This window comes from Cohnella kolymensis (genome assembly GCF_000829465.1).
GTDB classification, from domain to species: domain Bacteria; phylum Bacillota; class Bacilli; order Paenibacillales; family Paenibacillaceae; genus Cohnella; species Cohnella kolymensis.
In genome coordinates this window covers 717,550-730,287 of record NZ_JXAL01000001.1, presented here as the reverse complement: position 1 = coordinate 730,287, position 12,738 = coordinate 717,550, and the positions used below count along the sequence as shown (strand labels likewise).

The following is a 12,738-nucleotide window of genomic DNA, read 5'->3' as shown; positions in this document are numbered from 1 at the left end:
GTATAATAGCAAAGAAACCCATGTGCGGGGTCCCTTCGAGGGACGAATCAATAATAGGGGGTATCCGGTCCATGACGAGACAGCCGGTGGTTGTTCGGCTAAAAACGGGGCTTCACGCCAGACCGGCGGCGCTTTTCGTGCAGGAAGCCAATAAATTTTCGTCCGATGTGTTTGTAGAGAAGGATGAAAAGAAAGTTAATGCCAAGAGCATCATGGGTATTATGAGTCTGGCAATCAGCTCCGGCACGGAAGTCGCCATCAGTGCGGACGGTTCCGATGCCGAGCAAGCTGTAACCGCTTTAGTTCAACTGGTAAGCAAAGAAGAACTGGAGAACCAATAATTTATCGACGCTGAAGCTCCCGAGAGGGAGCTTTTTGCATTTTATTGTTTATATTGAGAATAATTGAAACATTATCCGGGCTTGTTGCGTCCATAGGTCAAACACTTGAAAGGGGTTTATGGATGAAACAGCGCGGCGTACAGGTCTTGATCCTTGCAGTGGCAGTTGTCGTTATCGGTTGGTTTGGAATGGGTAGAGAGGGGCCGGCTGTCGTGGCGGCGGAAGGTGTTCCGGCAACCGCTTCGAATACGGTTACCGTCGGTGCCAACGGATCCATTATGGTTGAACCGGATGTCGCTTACTTGAATGTCGCGGTAGAAACCCGGGGAGCGAAGGCGGGCGATGCGCAAAAGGCGAATGCCGACAAATTTGCGGCAGTGGAGAAAACGCTGTACGAGACATTCGGGATCGAGAAAAAAGACGTGAAGACGACCGGCTTCCGAGTACAGCCGGAATATAACTTTACGGAAAAGGAAGGCCAAGTGTTAAAAGGTTATCTGGCTGTTCACTCCATCCAGGTCACTTACCGGAAGCTGCCGGAAATCGGGAAGCTGCTGGACGCGCTGTCTGCGGCCGGGGCAAACCGGATGGACGGCGTTCAATTCGATACCGAGAAAAAAGAACAATACGAACTCGAAGCTTTGAAGAAGGCAATGGCTAATGCGTCTGCCAAGGCCGACGTACTTGCAACGTCTGCCAATCGTCAGCTCAAAGGCGTCGTTAACATCGTGCAAGGCAGCGTAGCAAACAATCCTATTATCATGAGTACCACAGCTGAATCCGCAATGTTCGCAGAGGATCTGGCGCAGCGTTCCTCTTCCTCCGTTCAATCGGGACAGATCCAGATCACGACTTCAGTCACCGTGCAGTATAATATGCAATAAGAGTATCCGGCTGTTCCAGGAGGTCTGTGAAGACTAAGGGGATGGCCTTTTTTTGTGTCCGGACAAAATGAAAACCGCCGCTCCAAGGAGCGGCGATAACGGTGTGAGATTGTTCGTGTATATAATAATCAAGCCTGCTGCAAATGCTCCAATTGACGCATGGAGATGGCTTCTTCCAATAGCTCGATGAATTCGCTGGACAGATTCAACTTCTTGGCCTCGCGGTACACTTCGAGCAAGTGCTCATCTTGCAGCGGGCGCAAGAGCGAAGCCTTGTCGCTGAGGCGGCGATCGGCCATCACATCGACCGGTGCGGCGTTTGATTGTCGGTCATCCTTACTTACCAAATAAGGGTAGGAACGTTGTGCCATCAGAATCCCCTCTTCCAAAATTCCTAGGTGCTAACTAGAAGTGGAGGTAATTGGAATTACCTCAGAAGTAAGCATACCACGGATTGTGGATGAGCAGATGGGGGATTCAACGGTTTGAAAATGACTTGACAGGAAAATGGGGCTATGATAAATGCCGACTTCTTTCGACCTGGGTGCGAGTGAATTTCAGTTGGTGTGATCACATAGAAAAAAAGCGGGCCTGCGCCCGCTTTTTGTGTTCCCAGACTCATCAGACTTTTTCGATGACTTTGTCGATAAGCCCGTAATTTTTAGCCGCTTCGGCGTCCATAAAGTTGTCGCGGTCGGTGTCCTTGTCGATTCGCTCCAACGGTTGGCCGGTACGTTCGGACAGAATTCCGTTCAGCTTATCGCGCAGCTTCAAAATGCGTCGAGCGCGAATTTCAATGTCGCTGGCCTGACCTTCAGCGCCGCCGAGCGGCTGGTGAATCATAACCTCGCTGTTCGGCAATGCGAAACGCTTGCCTTTAGCACCGGCAGCAAGAAGGAACGCGCCCATAGACGCCGCCATGCCCACACAGATGGTGGACACATCGGGTTTGATGAAGTGCATCGTATCATAAATCGCCATACCGGCTGTGATGGAACCGCCGGGGCTGTTAATATACAAATGAATATCCTTGTCAGGATCCTCGGCTGCCAAGAATAGCAGTTGGGCAATAATGGAGTTGGCAACCACGTCATTTACCTGAGTGCCCAGAAAAACGATTCGATCTTTAAGCAGACGGGAATAAATATCGTATGCACGTTCTCCTCGATTGCTTTGCTCGACAACCATTGGTACAAAACTCATATTCGGCGTCCCTCCTCATGTCTTTGTAATTTATCATATCGAATTCAAATGTAAAAGTCAAAGAAAGTCAAAGAGGATCTGTCCACTGAAATTCTTTGATTCAGGGAGAAGTGTACGCCGAAAAAGGATGCCCCTTCCACCGCTGCTCTTCCCCACAAAGTGACGTTATGCTAACGAAGCTTAATCCGATTACTTTGCAGGGACCCCTGAAACCATCAAGTTGTCATGAACTATTATTACCGACACAACTCGATTTCAAAGGCGGCCGTTCCACTTTCCAGGGGCATTCCTTTTCCTCTGTACACGACCTGAATCACGATTTCACGGACAGACGAGGGCGCAAAAAAACCGGCCGTATGGAACGGCCGGTTGTGTTGAATGCTATTGGTTGGTTAAATTTGGCGCGCCCGCGAGGAATCGAACCTCGATCTCAGGCTCCGGAGGCCTACGTCATATCCGTTGGACCACGGGCGCACATTGTGACAGCAAGAATTATTATATGGGATGCCAAGCCAAAAAGCAAGCTGAATGGGGCTGGAAAATTTATTCCTTTTGCGGAGTTGCAACGCTGTTGTATATTCGATAATATAGAGGTGGGACTTAAAAAGATACGTCGGGACGTTTTACGTCCAACCATCGGATTCGCAGGATTACCGACGATCACCATCCGGTTCCCAGGAGGTTACGCGGAAAGAATGCGAAATATTGTTGAGATTCAAAAGAAGTTGCTGCCCGATCTCATGCAAGTCATGCAGAAAAGGTATGAAATTCTTCACCGGATAGCCGCAGCCGGAACAATCGGCCGCAGGACGCTGGCGGCCAACCTGGATCTCACAGAACGCGTCCTGAGAGCGGATTTGGATCTCCTGCGCTCGCAGGGACTGCTTGACACGGGAACCTCCGGCATGACCCTTAGCGACGCCGGCCGGCAGCTTGTAGAAGAGATGGAGCCGATCATTAAGGAAATATTCGGCTTGACGGCTTTGGAAGAAGCCGTTCGTGAAGCTTTCGGCTTAAAGCAGGTTGTCATCGTCCCCGGAGATTCCGACACATCCGCGGCAACGAAGCGCGAAATGGGCCGTGCGGCCGGCAAAGTGCTGAGAGACAGCTTGTCTGCAGGAGACGTCGTTGCCGTTATGGGCGGCACGTCGATGGCGAGAATGGCCGCTCAATTTTCCACAGCTTTTACCCTGAAAGACAATTGGTTCGTGCCCGCACGCGGAGGCTCGGAGAGAGTGTGGATTACCAAGCGAACACGATCGCCGCCGAGTTAGCCAAGCGAACCGGAGCCAGATACCGGATGCTGCATGTACCGGATCATTTAAGAGAAGAGGCTTATCAAACGATCATGCAGGAGCCTAACGTTCGGGAAGTGGTCGATATGATCCGCAGCGCCCGTATTGTCGTTCACGGCATCGGAGACGCGCTGACCATGGCTCGCCGGCGGAAGCTCAGTGATGACACGAAGGGTGAATTGCTCAAGGATGGAGCGTTAGCCGAGGCGTTCGGCTACTACTTCGACCGAAGCGGCAAAGTCGTTCACCGGATGGCGACCGCAGGGCTTCGTCTCGAGGATATCGAAGCTGCCGGTATCGTAATCGGCATAGCAGGCGGGCGCAGCAAAGGCGAAGCGATCGCTTCCGTGTTGAGATTCGGGCACGATGACGTTCTGGTAACAGACGAAGCGGCGGCACACGAAGCTTTGAAACATATTTGAAGCCTTGGCATGCAAAGAGGGTAATCATACTTATTGTGGTCTTAGCGCATCAGCGCTTGAAAGTATAGATCAATAAACAATGAAATTCCAAGGAGGAAATTATTGTGGTAAAGGTTGGTATTAATGGATTTGGCCGTATCGGCCGCAACGTATTCCGCGCTTCTTTCAAAAACTCCGATGTTGAGATCGTGGCCATCAACGATCTTACCGACGTTAATACGCTCGCTCACCTTTTGAAGTGGGATACGACACACGGCCGGTTCGACGGAACGGTTGAAGCCGCCGAAGGTGCTATTATCGTTAACGGAAAAACAATCAAAGTGTTCGCCGAACGCGATCCTGGAGCGCTCCCTTGGGCTTCTGTAGGGGCGGAAATCGTCGTTGAGTCTACAGGTATTTTCACCGCTAAAGAAAAGGCGGAGCTTCACCTGAAAGGCGGAGCCAAAAAAGTTATCATTTCCGCTCCTGCAACCAATGAAGATATTACAGTGGTAATGGGCGTCAACCATGACAAATACGATCCTGCCCAGCATACGATCATCTCCAACGCTTCCTGCACAACCAACTGTTTAGCGCCGTTCGCGAAGGTGATCAACGATCAATTCGGGATCGTGAAAGGTATGATGACCACCATTCACTCGTACACGAACGACCAAAGCGTGCTTGATGTGCCGCACAAGGACCTTCGCCGTGCCCGTGCCGCAGCGGAAAACATCATTCCGTCCTCGACCGGTGCCGCCAAAGCGGTCTCCTTGGTGCTGCCCGAGCTGAAAGGCAAATTGAACGGTCTGTCCATGCGTGTGCCGACTCCGAACGTATCCATCACCGACCTCGTTGCGGAGCTTAAAGTAAATGTCACGGTTGATGAGGTGAACGCCGCTCTGAAAGCTGCTTCTGAAGGCCCGCTCAAAGGCATTATGGAGTACTCCGAAGAGCCGCTTGTGTCGAGAGACTACAACGGCAACCCGGCTTCGTCCACAATTGATGCGTTGTCCACAATGGTCGTAGAAGGCAACATGGTGAAAGTTCTTTCCTGGTACGATAACGAGTGGGGCTATTCCAACCGCGTTGTTGACCTGGCCGCATACATCGCAAGCAAAGGTCTGTAATACGAATATCCCGAAATAACTTCGTCCCGGATTGCTCTGCAAGCCGGGACACGTTTTACATCCGGTCTATTAGCCGAGACTCACAAGTAGACTGCGGAGTTTCATGTTGATTGAGGGAGGATTGCGAGTTGAACAAGAAAAGCGTTAGAGACGTAGACGTCGCCGGCAAGAAAGTGTTTGTCCGCGTGGATTTTAACGTACCGCTGGAGAACGGTGCCATCACAGATGATACCCGCATACGCGAGACACTGCCTACGATTCGTTATTTAATGGAGAACGGTGCTCGAGTTATTCTTGCCAGCCACTTAGGCCGGCCTAAAGGGCAGGTCGTTGAGGAGCTGCGGCTGACGCCTGTTGCCGCACGGTTGTCCGAGCTGCTAGGCAAGCCAGTCGCGAAAGCGGATGAGGTAGTAGGCGAAACGGTAAAAGCAAAAGCCGACAGCTTGAAAAACGGGGACGTGCTGCTGCTCGAAAATGTGCGTTTCCACCCGGGTGAAGAAAGCAACGATTCCGAGTTGGCACAAGCTTTCGCCGGATTGGCTGACCTGTACGTGAACGACGCATTCGGCGCCGCGCACCGTGCTCATGCGTCAACGGAAGGCATCGCACACCATCTTCCGGCCGTGTCCGGCTTGTTAATGGAGAAGGAGCTGGATGTGCTCGGCAAAGCGCTGAACAATCCGGAACGCCCCTTTACCGCCATCGTGGGCGGTTCCAAGGTGAAAGACAAGATCGACGTGATTAACAAAATGATTGAGATCGCAGACAACATCCTCATCGGCGGGGGATTGACCTATACATTCCTCAAAGCGCAAGGCAAAGAAATCGGCAAATCGCTTCTCGACAATTCCAAGCTGGAGCAGTCGTTGGAATTTATAGAGAAGGCCGAAAGATCAGGCAAAAAGCTGTATCTGCCGGTAGACATTGTCGCGGCCGACGATTTCAGCGCGACCGCCAACACCCGAATCGTCGATACGGACCACATTCCCGCGCAATGGGAAGGCGTCGATATCGGGCCTGAAACGCGGGAGATCTTTGCTGACGTGATCAAAAACTCAAAGCTCGTCGTGTGGAACGGACCGATGGGCGTTTTTGAAATAGAGCCGTTCTCGCATGGAACGCGTGCAGTCGCACAAGCCTGTGCAGAGACGGATGCGTATACCATAATCGGCGGCGGGGACTCGGCAGCGGCTGCGGAGAAATTCAAGCTGGCCGATCGAATGAACCACATTTCCACAGGCGGCGGCGCGTCTCTTGAATTCATGGAGGGCAAGCCCCTTCCTGGCGTTGTCGCACTGAACGATAAATGAGGTGGGTAATATGAGAACTCCGATCATCGCAGGGAACTGGAAAATGTTTAAAACGGCCTCAGAAGCGGCTGCTTTCGTCTCCGAATTAAAGGGAGAAGCAGAGGTGTCGGGCGTGGAGAGTGTTATTTGCGCGCCTTTCACCACTCTGCCGGCGCTTGCGGAAGCCGTGAAAGGAACAAAGATCAAAATAGGCGCCCAGAATCTCCATTTTGAGGACAACGGCGCATTCACGGGTGAAGTCAGCGGCCCAATGCTGAAAGACCTTGGTGTGCATTACGTCATCATCGGTCATTCGGAACGCCGCCAATATTTTGGGGAAACGGACGAGACCGTAAATAAGAAAGCTCATGCCGCCTTCCGTCATGGCTTGATTCCCATCATCTGTGTCGGTGAAAAGCTGGAGGAGCGGGAAGCCGGTCAAACCAAAACGGTATGCCGGGTTCAAACCGAAGCCGCGTTGGCCGGACTGAGCGATGAGCAGGCTTCGGCGCTTGTGATCGCTTACGAGCCGATCTGGGCGATCGGAACCGGCAAATCCTCCACAGCCGAGGATGCCAACGAAGTAATCAGCTTTATCCGTGATGTCATTAAAGGGCTGTACAACGCAGAAGTTGCGGACAACGTCCGTATTCAGTACGGCGGAAGCGTTAAACCGAACAATGTGGCGGAATACGTAGGGCAACCCGATATCGACGGGGCTCTGGTCGGGGGCGCAAGCCTCGAACCGGCATCCTATGCAGCATTGGTCCAGGGGGCGAAGTAATATGTCAGCACCAAAACCGGTAGCCCTCATCATACTGGACGGCTTCGGATTACGTGAAAGCATTCACGGCAATGCCGTTGCTCAGGCCAATAAACCGAATTTCGACCGCTACTGGAATACGTTCCCTCACACGACGTTAACGGCGTGCGGCGAAGCCGTCGGCCTGCCGGGAGGCCAGATGGGGAATTCCGAAGTGGGACACCTCAACATCGGTGCCGGAAGAATTGTCTATCAGGATTTGACGCGTATTTCCAAGTCGATCCGCGACCAGGAGTTTTTCGATAATCAGACGCTCGTCGATGCCGTGCGTCATGCGAAGAACAATAATAAAAAGCTTCACCTGTACGGCTTGCTTTCGGACGGCGGTGTGCACAGCCATATCGCCCATCTGTTCGCTCTGCTGGAGCTTGCGAAGAAAGAAGAGTTCGATGACGTTTATATTCATGCGTTCCTGGACGGCCGCGACGTGTCGCCGGACAGCGCCGTCGGTTATCTTCAGCAGCTTCAATCCACGATCGACCAGCTTGGAGTGGGCCGCATCGCCACGGTTCAGGGGCGTTACTACGCAATGGACCGCGACAAGCGATGGGAGAGGACGGAGAAGTCTTACCGCGCGATGGTATACGGCGAAGGACCGGCATATCGGGATCCGGTTCAAGCAGTGAAGGAATCCTACGAGAAATCGGTATACGATGAATTCGTCATGCCTACCGTAATTGTCGGCGGCGACTCCAAACCGGTAGGCTTGGTTGAATCGGAAGACTCGGTCATCTTCTTCAACTTCCGTCCGGACCGCGCCATACAGTTGTCCAACGTGTTTACGAATGAAGACTTCCGCGGCTTTGACCGGGGTCCTCATTTTCCGAAAAATTTGTACTTCGTCTGTATGACCCTGTTCGCGGAATCGGTCGGCGGTTTTGTTGCCTACAAGCCGAAGGATCTGGACAACACGCTAGGCGAAGTTCTTGTACAGCAAGGCAAGAAGCAGCTGCGGATTGCGGAAACCGAAAAGTATCCGCATGTTACGTTCTTCTTCAGCGGCGGCCGCGATGTTCAGCTGGAGGGCGAGACCCGTGTCCTCATCAATTCGCCGAAGGTCGCCACTTATGACCTGAAGCCGGAGATGAGCGCTTACGAGGTGGCGGATGCCGCCGTCAGAGAAATCGAAACAGGCGGTCATGACGCCATTATCCTCAACTTCGCGAACCCCGACATGGTTGGGCATTCCGGCATGCTGGAGCCCACGATCAAAGCGGTGGAGGCCACCGACGAATGCCTCGGCAAGGTAGTAGATGCCGTGCTGGCGCAAGGCGGTGTGTGTGTTATTATGGCTGACCATGGGAATGCGGACATGGTAATAGACGACGAAGGCCGTCCGTTCACGGCACATACGACGAATCCGGTGCCTTGTATCGTTACCGCGGAGGGACGCAAGCTTCGGGAGGGCGGCATTCTGGCGGATGTGGCGCCGACTATTCTCTCTTTAATGGAGCTGCCCAAGCCGGAACAGATGACCGGGAAATCGCTTCTATTTGTGTGATTAACGATTTACCCATAAGATGTATATGTTTCGCCCCATTAAATTTTAATAAGGAGTGTTACTTAATGACGATTATTACCGATGTGTACGCACGTGAAGTCTTGGATTCCCGCGGCAATCCGACCGTAGAAGTGGAAGTCCGTCTGGAATCCGGCGTGCTGGGCCGCGCGATCGTTCCTTCCGGTGCATCTACAGGCGCTCACGAGGCCGTCGAGCTTCGTGACGGCGACAAAGACCGTTACCTGGGTAAAGGTGTATTGAAGGCAGTGGAGAACGTTAACACGACGATCGCGCCGGAAATCATCGGTTACGATGCACTGGATCAAGTGGTGATCGACCGCAAAATGATCGAACTGGACGGAACTCCGAATAAAGGCAACCTGGGTGCGAACGCAATCCTCGGTGTTTCCATCGCTGTAGCCAAAGCTGCCGCAGACGCGCTCGATATGCCGCTGTACACATACCTCGGCGGGGTGAACGCTAAAACCCTTCCCGTGCCGATGATGAACATCGTCAACGGCGGAGCGCATGCGGACAACAATGTAGATATTCAAGAGTTCATGGTTCTTCCTGTGGGGGCGCCGACGTTCGCGGACGCTTTACGCATGGGTGCGGAAATTTTCCACGCATTGAAATCGGTTCTTAAAGCGAAGGGCCTGAACACTGCAGTAGGTGATGAAGGCGGATTCGCTCCGAACCTGGGCTCCAATGAAGAAGCGCTCAGCACGATTCTTGAAGCGATCGAGAAAGCCGGCTACAAAGCGGGAGAAGAAATCTTCCTCGGTATGGACGTTGCATCGACCGAGTTTTTCAAAGACGGCAAATATCATCTTGAAGGTGAAGGAAAATCCTACACACCGGCTGAGTTCGTGGACTTGCTGGCCGGTTGGGCCCAGAAATATCCGATCATCTCCATCGAAGACGGCTGCGCTGAGGACGATTGGGAAGGCTGGAAGCTGCTCACCGATCGACTGGGCGGGAAAGTACAGCTTGTCGGCGATGATCTGTTCGTAACGAACACAGAGCGCCTCTCTGACGGGATCAATAAAGAGGTAGCGAACTCGATTCTCGTCAAAGTTAACCAAATCGGTACGCTGACGGAGACCTTCGACGCGATCGAAATGGCGAAACGGGCCGGTTACACGGCGATCATCTCGCACCGTTCAGGTGAGACCGAGGATGCGACGATTGCTGATATTGCCGTAGCAACGAATGCCGGACAAATCAAAACCGGCGCACCGTCCCGGAGCGACCGCGTGGCGAAGTACAACCAATTGCTGCGCATCGAGGACCGTTTGGGCTCCATCGCACAATACGGCGGCAGAGCGGCATTCTATAACCTTCGCGGGTTGAAGTAATCGAACAAAAGAACATCTTTCTCAGAAAGAGCAGACTCTTGTGCGCCTCACAGCACAGTCTGCTCTTTTTTTTTCGCCTCCAAAATGCCATAGAAAGAAGCCAAAAACCCCTCTCGTGAGAACGCATTCTTTTGCCTATAATGGGGTATATGATTTTAACAGTGTCGATAGGATGGTGAACTGTATGAGCAGACCAGAAGTAGGTATTCAGCTATATTCCGTTCGTGATCGCAGTGAGAAGGATTTTCTGGCAACCATTCGGGAAATCGCAGGGATCGGATACAAAAATGTAGAGTTCGCCGGCTATTACGGTTTTTCCGCTCGTGAAGTTAAGCAGGTAATGGAGGATACCGGCTTGCATGCGACTTCGGCTCATGTCGGACTGTCCGTGAATGAACCGGCCAAGATGTGGGACAACTTGCGGGAGCAGATTGAATACGCATCCGAGCTGGGTTTGAAGCGTTTCATCGTTCCATGGTATCCGCTCGGGGACAATCCGTCTCTGGACGATGTAGCCCGAATGGCCGACACTTTGCAGCACGCAGCGGGTATCGTGACGGGCGCGGGGATGGAATTCGGCTATCACAATCATGATTTCGAGTTTAAGCCGGTAGAAGGCAAGCTGGTCATCGATCACCTGTTGGAGCGAATTCCGGCGCACCTCCTGTTCGCGGAGTTCGATCTGGGCTGGGTGAAGGTCGCAGGCCAAGACCCGGCTGAGTATATCAACAAGTATGCCGGGCGGCTTCCGCTCGTTCATGCCAAAGACTTCAAGCCGGACGGTATCGACACTGAAATCGGCCGCGGTACCGTCGATTGGGACGCCGCTTTGGCGGCTTGCGAATCCGTTCACGTCGAGTACGTTATTATCGAGCAGGAGCGTTACGACGTATCGTCGCTGGAAAGTGCGAAGCTCAATTATGAATGGTTCAAACAACGCGGCTGGATCTGACGAATAGGCGGTGGCGGTATGGAATTCAGGCAGCTGCGGGCGGACGACTTTGATGAACGGGTGGCATTGTCCACATTTGCATTTCAGTTTGAATTATCTGCTGAAGAAGTGGAGGACCGCAGGAATAATTTCCGCCCTCAAGACGGCTGGGGCATATTCGATGAGAACGGGCATATGCTTTCGGGGCTGTTTTTGCTTCCTTTCGAAACATGGATTCAGGGCCGGAGTTACAAAATGGGCGGCCTTGCGGGAGTGGCGACATGGCCCGAAACTCGCAGACACGGCTATGTGAGCCGCCTCCTTGAGCACTCGCTGCAGACGATGCGCGACAACGGACAAACGATCAGCATGCTGCACCCGTTCTCGTTTCCTTTTTACCGCAAATACGGTTGGGAAATGACGTGTGAACGGAAGCAATATACGATCCATACAGCGCAGCTTCCTCCGCGCATCGATACGCCGGGACAGGTTGTGCGCATGTTTAAGCCTGACGTTGAGCTGCTGCATCCTCTCTATTCCGCTTTCGCGTCGCAGTACAGCGGCACACTGATTCGTGACGCGGAATGGTGGGAACGAAGAGTTCTGAACAAAAAAGGCGTCATCGCGGTTTATTATAATGAAGATGAAGAAGCTCAAGGTTATGTTTTCTATCGGGTGGCGGATCGAAAGCTGACCATACATGAGTTGGTAAGCACGAACGAAATGTCCCGCAAGGCGTTGTGGACTTACATAGGCAATCATGATTCGATGATCGATCAATTGACGATCACGGTTGCTGTCGATGATCCGCTGCCTTTGCTCATACCGGATCCGCGCATCAAGCAAGAAATAACGCCGTATTTCATGTCCAGGATCGTAGATGCCGAGGCTTTTGTACGGCAATATCCTTTTGCTGAGGCGGAAACTGAGGAAGAAGTGAACCTTTCTCTCACGGATCAGCATGCAGATTGGAACAACGGGAACTATCGGTTGAAGATTGCGAAAGAAGGAACAGCTCGTTTGGAACGGTTGCCGGGAGAGGAATCTGCACCGGGGGGTATCGCGTGCGATGTTCAAGCGCTGACGGCAATGCTGGCGGGGGACAGGCGGCCTAGTCTGCTGCAAGAAACCGGATGTATTAGCGGAGACTCTAAGAGTATAGCGATACTCGACCGGCGAATTCCACGCAGAACCACTCATCTTATGGACTTTTTCTAAGCAGACGTCTTATCGATCTCATTTTGTGGAAGAATTCAACATGGTTGTCAAGCTGCTAGGCGTTGTGATAGAATAAAAATACTGTTTTTGTTTCGGTACTAGGGGGTGTAAGCGTGGTCGTATTTCTTAAAGTACTTCTGGTTATATTCTCACTCGGCGTGATTGCCGTTGTTCTGTTGCAGCGCGGTAAGAGCGCAGGTTTATCGGGGGCTATCACCGGCGGTGCCGAGCATTTGTTCGGTAAACAAAAAGCCCGTGGACTGGATTTGTTCCTGCAGCGTCTCACGATCGGTCTGGCAGTGGGATTCTTCATCCTTGCTCTCATTGTCGCTTATTTCGTTAAAGAGGTCTAATCATTTACAAA

Annotated in this window: 12 protein-coding genes, 1 tRNA gene and 1 pseudogene; 11 read left to right on the top strand and 3 right to left on the bottom strand. The window is 52.4% G+C overall.

Annotation, left to right across the window (positions count from 1 at the left end; genetic code table 11):
- Positions 1–71 precede the first annotated feature (71 nt).
- A complete protein-coding gene (locus SD71_RS03495) occupies positions 72–341 on the top strand; it encodes an HPr family phosphocarrier protein (RefSeq protein ID WP_041059457.1) in 270 nt (89 codons plus the stop codon).
- 122 nt (positions 342–463) lie between these two features.
- The gene (locus SD71_RS03490; protein ID WP_041059455.1) at positions 464–1,225 is read left to right on the top strand and encodes an SIMPL domain-containing protein; all 762 of its coding nucleotides are present in this window, start codon (positions 464–466) and stop codon (positions 1,223–1,225) included.
- A gap of 128 nt (positions 1,226–1,353) precedes the next feature.
- On the opposite strand, the gene sda is transcribed toward SD71_RS03490, so the two are convergent.
- The 3 genes from sda to SD71_RS03475 form a co-directional block, all read right to left on the bottom strand.
- Positions 1,354–1,596 carry a sporulation histidine kinase inhibitor Sda gene (gene sda, locus SD71_RS24655; RefSeq protein WP_041059453.1) on the bottom strand — a complete coding sequence of 81 codons (243 nt, stop codon included), beginning with the start codon at positions 1,594–1,596 and terminating at the stop codon, positions 1,354–1,356.
- A 250-nt stretch (positions 1,597–1,846) separates the two neighbouring features.
- Positions 1,847–2,428: an ATP-dependent Clp endopeptidase proteolytic subunit ClpP gene (clpP, locus tag SD71_RS03480; protein ID WP_041059447.1), complete on the bottom strand. Its 582-nt coding sequence runs from the start codon at positions 2,426–2,428 to the stop codon at positions 1,847–1,849.
- Between the two features lie 399 nt (positions 2,429–2,827).
- Positions 2,828–2,902, bottom strand: a tRNA-Arg gene (locus SD71_RS03475).
- A 221-nt stretch (positions 2,903–3,123) separates the two neighbouring features.
- Between SD71_RS03475 and SD71_RS03470 the strand changes: the two are divergent.
- The 9 genes and pseudogenes from SD71_RS03470 to secG all read left to right on the top strand — a co-directional run bounded on the left by SD71_RS03470 (position 3,124) and on the right by secG (position 12,727).
- A pseudogene (locus tag SD71_RS03470) lies at positions 3,124–4,145 on the top strand (sugar-binding transcriptional regulator).
- A 104-nt stretch (positions 4,146–4,249) separates the two neighbouring features.
- Positions 4,250–5,254, top strand: a complete 1,005-nt coding sequence (gene gap, locus SD71_RS03465; RefSeq protein ID WP_041059444.1) for a type I glyceraldehyde-3-phosphate dehydrogenase — start codon at positions 4,250–4,252, stop codon at positions 5,252–5,254.
- A 128-nt stretch (positions 5,255–5,382) separates the two neighbouring features.
- A complete protein-coding gene (locus SD71_RS03460) occupies positions 5,383–6,564 on the top strand; it encodes a phosphoglycerate kinase (RefSeq protein ID WP_041059441.1) in 1,182 nt (393 codons plus the stop codon).
- Between the two features lie 10 nt (positions 6,565–6,574).
- A complete protein-coding gene (gene tpiA / locus SD71_RS03455; protein ID WP_041059439.1) occupies positions 6,575–7,327 on the top strand; it encodes a triose-phosphate isomerase in 753 nt (250 codons plus the stop codon).
- Between the two features lies 1 nt (position 7,328).
- Positions 7,329–8,867 (top strand): 2,3-bisphosphoglycerate-independent phosphoglycerate mutase, encoded by a 1,539-nt coding sequence (gene gpmI, locus SD71_RS03450; RefSeq protein ID WP_041059436.1) that lies wholly within the window; start codon positions 7,329–7,331, stop codon positions 8,865–8,867.
- A 65-nt stretch (positions 8,868–8,932) separates the two neighbouring features.
- Positions 8,933–10,225 (top strand): phosphopyruvate hydratase, encoded by a 1,293-nt coding sequence (gene eno, locus SD71_RS03445; protein WP_041059435.1) that lies wholly within the window; start codon positions 8,933–8,935, stop codon positions 10,223–10,225.
- Between the two features lie 184 nt (positions 10,226–10,409).
- Positions 10,410–11,177: a sugar phosphate isomerase/epimerase family protein gene (locus SD71_RS03440; protein ID WP_041059428.1), complete on the top strand. Its 768-nt coding sequence runs from the start codon at positions 10,410–10,412 to the stop codon at positions 11,175–11,177.
- Positions 11,178–11,195: 18 nt separating this feature from the next.
- Positions 11,196–12,374, top strand: coding sequence for a GNAT family N-acetyltransferase (locus SD71_RS03435; RefSeq protein ID WP_041059425.1), 1,179 nt, complete (start codon positions 11,196–11,198; stop codon positions 12,372–12,374).
- Between the two features lie 113 nt (positions 12,375–12,487).
- Positions 12,488–12,727, top strand: coding sequence for a preprotein translocase subunit SecG (secG, locus tag SD71_RS03430; protein WP_041059422.1), 240 nt, complete (start codon positions 12,488–12,490; stop codon positions 12,725–12,727).
- Positions 12,728–12,738: the final 11 nt, after the last annotated feature.

Bases quoted from the DNA above. Each gene is read 5' to 3' on its own strand.
- SD71_RS03495 (WP_041059457.1), top strand. From the start codon at position 72: ATGACGAGACAGCCGGTGGTTGTTCGGCTAAAAACGGGGCTTCACGCC.
- SD71_RS03490 (WP_041059455.1), top strand. From the start codon at position 464: ATGAAACAGCGCGGCGTACAGGTCTTGATCCTTGCAGTGGCAGTTGTC.
- sda (WP_041059453.1), bottom strand. From the start codon at position 1,596: ATGGCACAACGTTCCTACCCTTATTTGGTAAGTAAGGATGACCGACAA.
- clpP (WP_041059447.1), bottom strand. From the start codon at position 2,428: ATGAGTTTTGTACCAATGGTTGTCGAGCAAAGCAATCGAGGAGAACGT.
- tpiA (WP_041059439.1), top strand. From the start codon at position 6,575: ATGAGAACTCCGATCATCGCAGGGAACTGGAAAATGTTTAAAACGGCC.
- gpmI (WP_041059436.1), top strand. From the start codon at position 7,329: ATGTCAGCACCAAAACCGGTAGCCCTCATCATACTGGACGGCTTCGGA.
- eno (WP_041059435.1), top strand. From the start codon at position 8,933: ATGACGATTATTACCGATGTGTACGCACGTGAAGTCTTGGATTCCCGC.
- SD71_RS03440 (WP_041059428.1), top strand. From the start codon at position 10,410: ATGAGCAGACCAGAAGTAGGTATTCAGCTATATTCCGTTCGTGATCGC.
- SD71_RS03435 (WP_041059425.1), top strand. From the start codon at position 11,196: ATGGAATTCAGGCAGCTGCGGGCGGACGACTTTGATGAACGGGTGGCA.